The following is a 9,238-nucleotide window of genomic DNA, read 5'->3' on the forward strand; positions in this document are numbered from 1 at the left end:
AAAAATCCCGAACTGATTTCAACGAATCGTTCGGAATTTTTGCGTTTCATTCAGTTTTGTCCCAGCCTTTCCCTTTTATGACGTATGAGAAGGTTCTGCGACTTTGACGAGCTGCTTCCCTAGATTGGATCCTTCAAACAATCCGAAGAAAGCATCCGGAATGTTTTCAAATCCTTCTACAACGGTTTCTTCATAAGTAAGCTTGTCTTCTTTCAGCCATTTAGAAAGATGATCAAAACCTTCTTTAAATCGGTCTTGATAGTCACCGACTGTAAAACCTTTTATCAATGCGCTTGATTTGATTAAATGCATTTGCATTCTTGGACCTTGATCATTTGGTACGTTGTAGGAGGCAATTGCGCCGCACTGACTGATGCGAGCAAATTTGTTCAGCTGTGGATAGACAGCATCTGAAATATCTCCGCCCACATTATCAAAGTAAACATCAATGCCGTTTGGACATGCATTTTGAAGAGCCTCATACACATTTTCTTTTTTGTAATTGATGGCTTCATCTACACCGAGTTGTTCCTTCAAATAGCTTGTCTTCTCATCAGATCCAGCTATCCCGACAACTCGACAACCGACAATTTTGCCGATTTGTACGACTGTGCTTCCCACAGCACCGGCAGCTCCAGAAACGACAATCGTTTCTCCTTCATTCGGCTGTCCGATATCCATTAAGCCAAAATAGGCTGTTAATCCAGGCATTCCTAAAATCCCCAAAGAAGTTGTGATCGGTCCTAAAGAAGGATCGATTTTTCGTACTGAATCGGCTTTTGCTACCGCGTATTCTTTCCAGGGCAGCATACCCGTGATAATATCGCCTTCTGTAAGTCCGGAAGCATTGGAAGTCACGACTTCAGCGATTGCTCCACCTTCAATTGGTGCGTTCAGTTCAAAAGGAGGAATGTACGATTTTGTGTCATTCATACGACCTCTCATGTAAGGGTCGACGGAAATGTAAAGCATCTTGACCAGGATTTCCCCTTCAACAGGTGCTGGCTTTTCACTCTCCACCATATTTAAATGTTCATGGGTAGGTTCAGCTTCTGGTCGTTTAACAAGATGAATTTCATGATTCATTTTTAACACTCCTTTCAGCAATCTATTTCTATTGTATCTTGGATTAGGGGATAGATGGAATTGATTTGATTACCAAACAGGGTTTGAATGCGTTACGATGAATATAAAAGGTGGCGGGAGGCAGGGATACACATGGGTGGAAAAGAAAGATTGTATGAAAAAGTTAAATTTGTAGAAGGTGAAAATTTCGTAACGATTGAAGAGGCACATCGACTTAATGCTGATGAAATGATGAATCTAGCAGATTGTCTGGTAGAAGATGAGCGTATTCAAGAAGCGGAGCACCTGACAATCTTATTGAATGATTCTTTTCCTTTAGAAGTTGCAAAGCACCTCGAACGTCTTCAATTTAAACTGCACGACGAAAATGTCTTTGTCCGGTGTGATTTAAGTCATTTAAATGAACCGAAAAATCGCTTTCAGCTGCGGTCTCTGCATGAGGTTTCTACTGAGCAGTTCAAGCAAGTATGGGAAAAGGTAATGGAAGGCAGCCTGAATGCAGCGTCATACTTGAATATGGATGAACAGATGAAGAGTGTTGAAAAAGAATTAGGATCTACCTATAAAGATACATGTAACATTGCTTATGAAGAGGGCCGTGTAATCGGTGTTGTGATGCCTCATATTGAACCCGGTACGAAAGAAGAGGGGCGTATCTTTTACTTTGGGCTTGTCCCTGAGGCACGTGGAAAAGGGAAGAGTGCAGATTTATATCTTCAAGGATTGCACCTATTAAAAGAGTGCTTTGGAGCTGCATACAGCGTAGGAGCTACAAGTGTTAAAAATGTCCCGATGCAGAAAGTGTTTGAAAAACATAATTGTCAGGTGACTGACCAAGTGAAGGTATACAAGCGGTGGAATGGAGGAATTTAAGATGTTGCTGCATACAACAATCATTGGAGAAGGAGATCCTGTTGTTTTTTTACACACAGGACTTCAAACAGGAGAGACAGATTTTACTTATCAATCTCAGCACTTTAGCCAAGAATATCAGGTTTTTTTGCCTGATTTAAGAGGACACGGTAATTCATTCAGTGATGACTTCAGCAATCTCTTTGAAGATTCGGCGCATGACCTTAAGGAAACTTTAGACTATTATCAAGTTGACTCAGCTCATATTGTAGGTTGTTCGCTTGGCGGTCTCGTTGGCATTTTTTTTGCCCGTCAGTATCCAGGTAAGGTGAAGAGTCTGTCTTTATCCGGGGTGACCCCTGAAAAACCTTCAAACTGGAAACAGATGCATCGCCAGGAAGTTGAAATGCAGCGTCAATTGCTCAGGAATGAAGAGCAGGTTCACTATTTTAATCAATTACATAATACGAATTGGAGAGAGTTCATCTACTTAGCACGTAATGAAGAATGGTATCCTTTTGAACATACGATGAGTTTGTCCGATGTCTGTGTACCTATCCTGTTTTTAGCTGGTGAGAACAACCCCCACGAAGTAAAAGGAGCTTCTGTTTATGGTGAAAGTGACCATGTCCATGTTGGACTTTTACCCTTCGCGGGCCATCTTGTTCATCAAGATCAGCCTGAGTTATACACAAAAATAGTAGGGCAGTTTATCAAAAAGCAGGAAGAAGAGAAGAGGCGACCTTGAACAAGGACGCCTCTTTCTGCTAGAGCTGGTTGGCAGCTTTCAACTCTTGATATTCTTCATCTGAAAAAGCTCTCGATCTGGATAGGAACCTCTTTCCCTCAACCCCTTCTAAGGAGAACATCCCACCGCGGCCATCGACGACATCAATGATCAGCTGTGTATGCTTCCAATAGTCGTATTGTTTTTTGTTGATATAGAAAGGGGTTTCGCCAATTTCACCTAGTAAAACGTCTTGGCTCCCTATCAGCAGGTCTCCTTCTTGATAACACATCGGGGAACTGCCATCACAACAGCCCCCTGATTGGTGAAACATGAGAGGACCGTGTTTATCCTTTAATTTTTGAATTAAATCGAGCGCGGCATCCGTAGCGGTTACACATTCGACCATTTTTTCATCTCCTCACATAAGGTTGTACTTCTTTGAAGAGAGGCTTAGATTTTAATAGAATCCAAGTTTTTGTGGGCTGTAGCTGACGAGCATGTTTTTCGTCTGCTGGTAATGGTCCAGCATCATCTTATGATTTTCGCGTCCGATTCCCGACATTTTGTATCCGCCAAAAGCAGCATGAGCAGGATAAGCATGGTAACAGTTGGTCCACACGCGACCTGCTTCAATTCCTCTTCCGAAACGATAAGCTGTATTCATGTCTCGCGTCCAAACACCGGCACCTAGACCGTAAAGCGTGTCGTTCGCAATGCTCATGGCTTCTTCTTGATCTTTAAACGTTGTTACAGAGAGGACTGGACCGAAAATTTCTTCTTGGAATACGCGCATTTGGTTATTTCCTTTGAAGATGGTCGGCTGAACGTAATACCCATCCTTGAAGTCCCCATCCATCTGATTCTGTTCTCCGCCAACAAGGCATTCGGCGCCTTCTTCTTTACCGATCTGCAGGTAAGAAAGTATTTTTTCTAATTGTTCGGAAGATGCTTGAGCTCCCATCATGACTTCAGGGTCAAGAGGATTTCCAACTTTGATAGATTTTACTCGTTCAATGGCACGATCCATGAATTGATCGTAAATGGACTCCTGAATCAGTGCGCGGGAAGGGCAGGTACAAACTTCGCCTTGGTTTAACGCGAACATGACCATGCCTTCTATCGTTTTATCTAAGAAGTCATCATCTTCTCTCATTACGTCTTCAAAGAAAATGTTTGGAGATTTGCCACCAAGTTCAAGCGTGACTGGTATGATATTTTGGGAAGCGTACTGCATGATCATACGACCTGTAGTCGTTTCACCTGTAAAGGCAACTTTGTTGATCCTTGGGTTTTGGGCGAGAGGTTTTCCTGCCTCAAGACCGAAGCCGTTAACGACATTAAGGACACCAGCAGGTAATAAGTCTTCAATCATCTCAAGCAAGTAAAGCAGGGAAGCTGGCGTTTGTTCAGCTGGTTTAAGAACAATAGCGTTTCCGGCAGCTAGTGCAGGAGCAATTTTCCAAGTGGCCATTAAGATTGGGAAGTTCCAAGGTATAATTTGCCCTACGACACCCAGTGGCTCATGGAAATGGTAAGCAATCGTATCATTATCGATTTCACCAATCGAACCTTCCTGGGCACGGATAACAGAGGCAAAATAACGGAAGTGATCGACGGCAAGAGGAATATCCGCATTCAATGTTTCACGAACAGCTTTACCATTCTCCCAAGTTTCTGCAACCGCTAGTTTTTCCAAATTTTCCTCCATGCGGTCTGCAATGCGGTTCAAAACCAGTGAGCGTTCAGCTACTGAAGTTTTCCCCCAGGCATCTTTCGCTTTATGAGCAGCATCGATAGCGAGCTCTATATCTTCTTCCGTGGACCTGGCTACCTGACAGAACGGTTGTCCGGTCACAGGAGTTACATTTTCAAAGTACTCGCCCTTTACAGGGGGGGTCCATTTTCCACCAATAAAATTGTCATAGCGCTCTTTGTACTCAACGATGGATCCTTCTGTGTTTGGAAATGCATACACCATTGCTTTCATTCCTCCTATTCAAATTAGGTGCAAGCGCTTACAAATTTGGATATGTAAATGTAAGTCACTTACTTTGAAACTATCATTTTAACAGAATGTTGTCAATTATTAGAAAATAACTACGAATCTACTCTTTTTTTCTGATGGCTTTACACCATTTGTTATAATAGAACTATCTGGTTTAGAAAAAAGGAGAGCGTAAGATGACGACAACCAATCGAGTTATGCTTGTTGATGGAATGGCGCTATTGTTTCGTGCCTTTTACGCTACAGCAATGAGCAATTATTTTATGATTAATAGTAAAGGCATTCCGACGAATGCAGTGTATGGAATGATGAAGCATCTCTTTACAGCAATTGAGACATACCAGCCAACTCATGTAGTTTGCTGTTGGGATATGGGGAGCAAGACGTTCCGTAATGATTTATTTCCCGAGTACAAAGCCAATCGAGGGGCACCACCCGAAGAACTTATTCCCCAGTTTGATCTGGCAAAAGAAGTAGTCGAATCATTAAACATCCCGAACGTAGGTGAAGTAGGCTACGAAGCGGATGATTGTATGGGTACATTGAGCCGATTATATAGTGAGCACTCTCAAGTGTTTCTTTTAACCGGAGACCAGGACCTGCTTCAATTGTTGAAGCCTAATGTACGGGTCGTCTTATTAAAGAAAGGTTATGGGAATTACGCGGAGTATCATGAAGATTCATTTGTTGAGGAAAAAGGGATTTCTCCTTCTCAAATGGTTGATCTTAAAGCGTTGATGGGAGATAGTAGTGATAATTATCCAGGGGTCAAAGGGATAGGGGAGAAGACTGCTCTGAAACTTCTCCTCGAGTATGAATCGATTGAGGGAATCCTTGAAAATCTAGACGACTTGACCAAGGGGCAGAGGACGAAGATTGAGCAGGATCTTGATATGCTCCATCTTTCCAGGAAGCTTGCAAGGATCCATTGTGAAGCAGGGGTTGATTGTTCATTGGATGAAGCCCTTTTCTATATTGACGATGACAAGATGGGCGCCAAATTCGATGAGTTGGAGTTCAGAAATTGGAAGAAGAATATTGTAGGGTATTAATTAAGCGGGAGCACGGAGGATGCTCCCGTTTTTCTTATAATAAATCTTTCTTTTGGGTTATCTTATAGTTGTTAGCCTCTTTAAATTGTGTGGCTGCTTTTTTGTACATACGCTTCTCATAATATATGTTTCCAAGCATCTCTACGAAGTATTTGTAATCTTTATATTCATTCAGTTTTAAAAAGTCTGGAATAATCTCTTTTTCTAATTTTATTATAAACTCTTCATCATGAGTATTTTTATCAATCATTGTTTTTAAGATGTAAAACTTGTGTTTGTATTTCAAAAAGTTATGTCTAAGAGCTTCTTTCTCCCCTTTTTCAATGTAAGACCAACATTCCTCCATATCATTATTGTAATAATGAGTTAACGCCAATAGATAAATAGTGCTTGAAGAAAATGCGGTCTCTTCTGTATCAATTTCATAGGCTTTTTGCAGATATATAGCTGCTTCTTCGTATCTCTCTTGATGGATATAATTTTTGCCCAAGTTATGATAGACTCGTCTCTTTTCCGTGACAGGCAGATGGTATTTTGCCATTTTCAATATATCCAATAAACAGTCCTCAGCAATTGTATAAGCTTCCAATGAGTTATAATTGATGGCTATAATCAAATGATTATCAATCATTTTCGAATAATGGAGGGAGCTTTTGTAAACCTCGAGAGCCTTTTGAGCGTAGAAGTTAGATTCTACAAAAGAACGCGTCTGGGCATAGGTTAATGCCAAATGGAAATACACCTCTGGATCTTTATATGGCAGCTTTTCCATTAATTGTTCGGCTTTTAAGAAACAATGGAGGGCATTGACCAGCTTTGATGAGACTAGATAATGTAAACCAACTGTTTTGTTATAAAAAAATTGAAATTCTTTAGAGCCTCCAGTGACAATAGAATTCAACTCATTTAGATTTGACTCTGGCATCGACGTGCGTCCACTGCTCATGATATGTCTGGTTAGAATTACTTTATATAAATTTTCAAGTTCAATATTTTTATTTTTCTCTAGAGCCTTTTGACATTTTTTCTTTAACTCATCTGCCAGGGGGAAGTCGCGCAAATGAATCGTTTCATGCCAATCCATTAAATCCTGGTGAATAGATTCATCAAAATCGTGATCGATGTCCGTTAATTTTATTCCTAAACGTTCCCCTAGTAGTCGGTATATTTCATCGCTTGCATTGATTGCATTGTTTTCAATTTTACTTAAGTATGAAATGGAACAAATACCCTTAGCTAATTCTTCTAAAGTCATATTTCTAAGCTTTCGATTTTGTTTAATCAACGATCCTTTCATCCATTTACACCCCCTTCAAACGGTGAATGCATAGTTCTTTATACCTATTAAAGATATCCAGCTATAATATACAGGATATTTTTGTTCCTTATGTATGAATAAGTTTATTAAATACTTTAGTGCTTTTAACGCCTAAGTATCCACATTATATCAAAATATTAAAGGATACAATCATTTTTCACTTAAAATCACTAAAGGATTGGTAAGATGTATGTTCAATCTACAACAAAAGCCACCTTTTAAAGGTGGCCTGTTGTTTGTTTTATAGAGATTTCAAGGCTTCCTCAATTTGAGTATCACCAGAGATCATCTCGAAAGTTTTGTGGTAGGCATTTGGCTCTTGAAGGGCAGCGATCATTGTCTTGGCCACATCAGCTCGAGAGATCGTGCCTTTCTCTACCGTCTCGCCAACAGTGATTTTACTTGAGCTTTCATCATGAGTCAGTCCACCTGGACGTACGATGGTGTAATCTAACTCTGTAGATTTCAAGTATTCATCTGCATCGCCTTTCATTTTTAAATAATGCTTCAGTTGTTCAGGACCGCGTTCAGGGTCTCCTGCGGCTATACTGCTTAACATGATGAACTTTTTGATTCCCAAGTTCTCGGTAGCCTTGATTAAGTTAATTGCGCCGTCCCGATCTACAGCCTCGGTTTGGTCAGCACCTGTGCTGCCCCCGGAACCTGCTGCAAACATCACAGCATCCATACCTTTGACTGCATACCCTACATCTTGCTGAGTAACATCAGCTAGAACTGGAGTGCCTCCTAGTTCCTCTATTTTAGCTTTTTGCTCTTCTTTTCTAATTAAGCCATACGGCTCGTGGCCATCTTCTTTGAGATATTGGATGAGTAATCGACCTGTATGTCCATTAGCTCCTGCAACAAGTACTTTCATAAATCAAAACTCCTTCCATATTGTGCTTCTCCCTGTAATAAATAGCCTTTATAGAGAATTCTTAAACATGAAGGCTCCTCATGTGGTCTGTGATGGGAAACAGAGTTCCTGGTAGTTGCAACGAGCACAGATGCGTGGGTCCTCCTGCATTGGAAAGTGCTCAATAGGTAAGGGGCGGTTCTGTTTTTGGTCTTCCAGGTATGCTTTCATCTGCTCCATACTTGATTGAAAGAGGTGTTGAACGTTTATAAGGTCTTGTTCCTTTAATTGATATTCAATATGGTTTCCTTCTAATAAATATTCATTGCGAATGACGATATCGTCTATGGAAGGAATGTCATACTTTTGCTTTAAGTAGAGGGCATATAAAGCCAATTGATTTCTGTCTTCGTCTGAAGACTTTCCAGTTTTCCAATCCACGATTACCCACTTGTCTTTCTGCAAATCTTTATATACAAGATCCATGACAACAAAGATCTTCACACCGTCTGTTTTCATGAACCTGAAGCTCTCTGAGTCAATGAATTTCATATGTTCCTTGTTGAGAACATCAGCGAAAGACTGGCTGGCGTAAAAATTTTTGACCGCAGACGAAAGTCTTTCCTGGATCTTTTTAATCTTTGATTCGGGGAGTGTACTGGTTTGACTGTAATAAATTTCGTGAAGCATTGTATAGTGCTTCGGCCTGTGTTGCCAAAGGTGTTCTTTACGTGTAGATTCTATAAAACCCCGGTTAAGGTGATGCCTGATTTCGTCAACTACAGCTTCCTCGGAGGGAATATCGTGATCGGACAGGACATTCTGAATGATTTGATAAATAAGGTCATGGACCACACTTCCGAAATGCATTTCTAGATTAGTGATTTTCTTTAAGCGATAGGTTTGCTTGGCTAAAGAATCTGCATGGCTCAGCCACCCATTATGAGAAAGGTAATAGTCATAAGCGTACTTCCTAAGACAAGTCAACATCGTCTTGTGTCTTGAGAGAGACCATGAAAATTCTGGATAAGGCTTTACTTCAAACATAATAAATCCTCCGAGCGTCATAGCATTCTTATTTTATCGTAAATAATCTTAAACATAAGATCATTCATTTTGTTCAGCAGGATCGAATTGATGCTCTTTTAAGCGTACTTTTCCACGAATAACAGGAACGCCTTCACTTTCTAATGACATCCGCTGGATATCTGCTGTCGTTTCATCTTTTATTACAATCTGACCCTGGGCATTCAGCACGCGATGCCAGGGAAGAGAATATTTCTGACTCATAGAATGAAGGATGCGGACAACTTGTCTAGCTGCACGTGGGCTTCCGGCT

The 9,238-nt window shown here is 40.7% G+C and carries 10 protein-coding genes; 3 read left to right on the forward strand and 7 right to left on the reverse strand.

What is annotated here, in order from left to right:
* Positions 1 to 75: 75 nt before the first annotated feature.
* Positions 76 to 1,086: an NADP-dependent oxidoreductase gene (locus LD39_RS03100; RefSeq protein ID WP_035542794.1), complete on the reverse strand. Its 1,011-nt coding sequence runs from the start codon at positions 1,084 to 1,086 to the stop codon at positions 76 to 78.
* A gap of 132 nt (positions 1,087 to 1,218) precedes the next feature.
* Between LD39_RS03100 and LD39_RS03105 the strand changes: the two genes are divergently transcribed.
* Both LD39_RS03105 and LD39_RS03110 read left to right on the forward strand, forming a co-directional pair.
* Positions 1,219 to 1,959: a GNAT family N-acetyltransferase gene (locus LD39_RS03105; protein WP_052158704.1), complete on the forward strand. Its 741-nt coding sequence runs from the start codon at positions 1,219 to 1,221 to the stop codon at positions 1,957 to 1,959.
* A 1-nt stretch (position 1,960) separates the two neighbouring features.
* Complete coding sequence (locus LD39_RS03110) at positions 1,961 to 2,686, forward strand: alpha/beta fold hydrolase (RefSeq protein WP_035542796.1); 726 nt, start codon at positions 1,961 to 1,963, stop codon at positions 2,684 to 2,686.
* Positions 2,687 to 2,705: 19 nt separating this feature from the next.
* On the opposite strand, the gene LD39_RS03115 is transcribed toward LD39_RS03110, so the two are convergent.
* Both LD39_RS03115 and LD39_RS03120 read right to left on the reverse strand, forming a co-directional pair.
* Positions 2,706 to 3,074 carry a DUF779 domain-containing protein gene (locus LD39_RS03115; protein WP_035542798.1) on the reverse strand — a complete coding sequence of 123 codons (369 nt, stop codon included), beginning with the start codon at positions 3,072 to 3,074 and terminating at the stop codon, positions 2,706 to 2,708.
* 51 nt (positions 3,075 to 3,125) lie between these two features.
* The gene (locus LD39_RS03120; protein ID WP_035542800.1) at positions 3,126 to 4,646 is read right to left on the reverse strand and encodes an aldehyde dehydrogenase family protein; all 1,521 of its coding nucleotides are present in this window, start codon (positions 4,644 to 4,646) and stop codon (positions 3,126 to 3,128) included.
* Between the two features lie 203 nt (positions 4,647 to 4,849).
* Here LD39_RS03120 and LD39_RS03125 point away from each other — a divergent pair, with 203 nt between their 5' ends.
* Positions 4,850 to 5,725: a 5'-3' exonuclease H3TH domain-containing protein gene (locus tag LD39_RS03125; protein ID WP_035542801.1), complete on the forward strand. Its 876-nt coding sequence runs from the start codon at positions 4,850 to 4,852 to the stop codon at positions 5,723 to 5,725.
* 34 nt (positions 5,726 to 5,759) lie between these two features.
* Here the strand turns inward: LD39_RS03125 and LD39_RS03130 are convergent, their stop codons facing one another.
* The 4 genes from LD39_RS03130 to LD39_RS03145 all read right to left on the reverse strand — a co-directional run.
* Positions 5,760 to 7,010: a helix-turn-helix domain-containing protein gene (locus LD39_RS03130; protein ID WP_231572504.1), complete on the reverse strand. Its 1,251-nt coding sequence runs from the start codon at positions 7,008 to 7,010 to the stop codon at positions 5,760 to 5,762.
* A gap of 274 nt (positions 7,011 to 7,284) precedes the next feature.
* The gene (locus LD39_RS03135) at positions 7,285 to 7,920 is read right to left on the reverse strand and encodes an SDR family oxidoreductase (RefSeq protein ID WP_035542804.1); all 636 of its coding nucleotides are present in this window, start codon (positions 7,918 to 7,920) and stop codon (positions 7,285 to 7,287) included.
* A gap of 78 nt (positions 7,921 to 7,998) precedes the next feature.
* On the reverse strand, positions 7,999 to 8,946 hold the full coding sequence (locus LD39_RS03140; protein ID WP_052158705.1) for a PD-(D/E)XK nuclease family protein: 948 nt from the start codon (positions 8,944 to 8,946) through the stop codon (positions 7,999 to 8,001).
* 60 nt (positions 8,947 to 9,006) lie between these two features.
* A partial coding sequence (locus LD39_RS03145) for an MGMT family protein (protein ID WP_035542806.1) occupies positions 9,007 to 9,238 on the reverse strand: 232 nt, incomplete at its 5' end.

This window comes from Halobacillus sp. BBL2006, assembly GCF_000786645.1.
Lineage (GTDB): Bacteria > Bacillota > Bacilli > Bacillales > Halobacillaceae > Halobacillus.

Coding starts and splice junctions, on each gene's coding strand:
- LD39_RS03100 (WP_035542794.1), bottom strand. CDS start 1,086: ATGAATCATGAAATTCATCTTGTTAAACGACCAGAAGCTGAACCTACC.
- LD39_RS03105 (WP_052158704.1), top strand. CDS start 1,219: ATGGGTGGAAAAGAAAGATTGTATGAAAAAGTTAAATTTGTAGAAGGT.
- LD39_RS03110 (WP_035542796.1), top strand. CDS start 1,961: ATGTTGCTGCATACAACAATCATTGGAGAAGGAGATCCTGTTGTTTTT.
- LD39_RS03115 (WP_035542798.1), bottom strand. CDS start 3,074: ATGGTCGAATGTGTAACCGCTACGGATGCCGCGCTCGATTTAATTCAA.
- LD39_RS03120 (WP_035542800.1), bottom strand. CDS start 4,646: ATGGTGTATGCATTTCCAAACACAGAAGGATCCATCGTTGAGTACAAA.
- LD39_RS03125 (WP_035542801.1), top strand. CDS start 4,850: ATGACGACAACCAATCGAGTTATGCTTGTTGATGGAATGGCGCTATTG.
- LD39_RS03135 (WP_035542804.1), bottom strand. CDS start 7,920: ATGAAAGTACTTGTTGCAGGAGCTAATGGACATACAGGTCGATTACTC.
- LD39_RS03140 (WP_052158705.1), bottom strand. CDS start 8,946: ATGTTTGAAGTAAAGCCTTATCCAGAATTTTCATGGTCTCTCTCAAGA.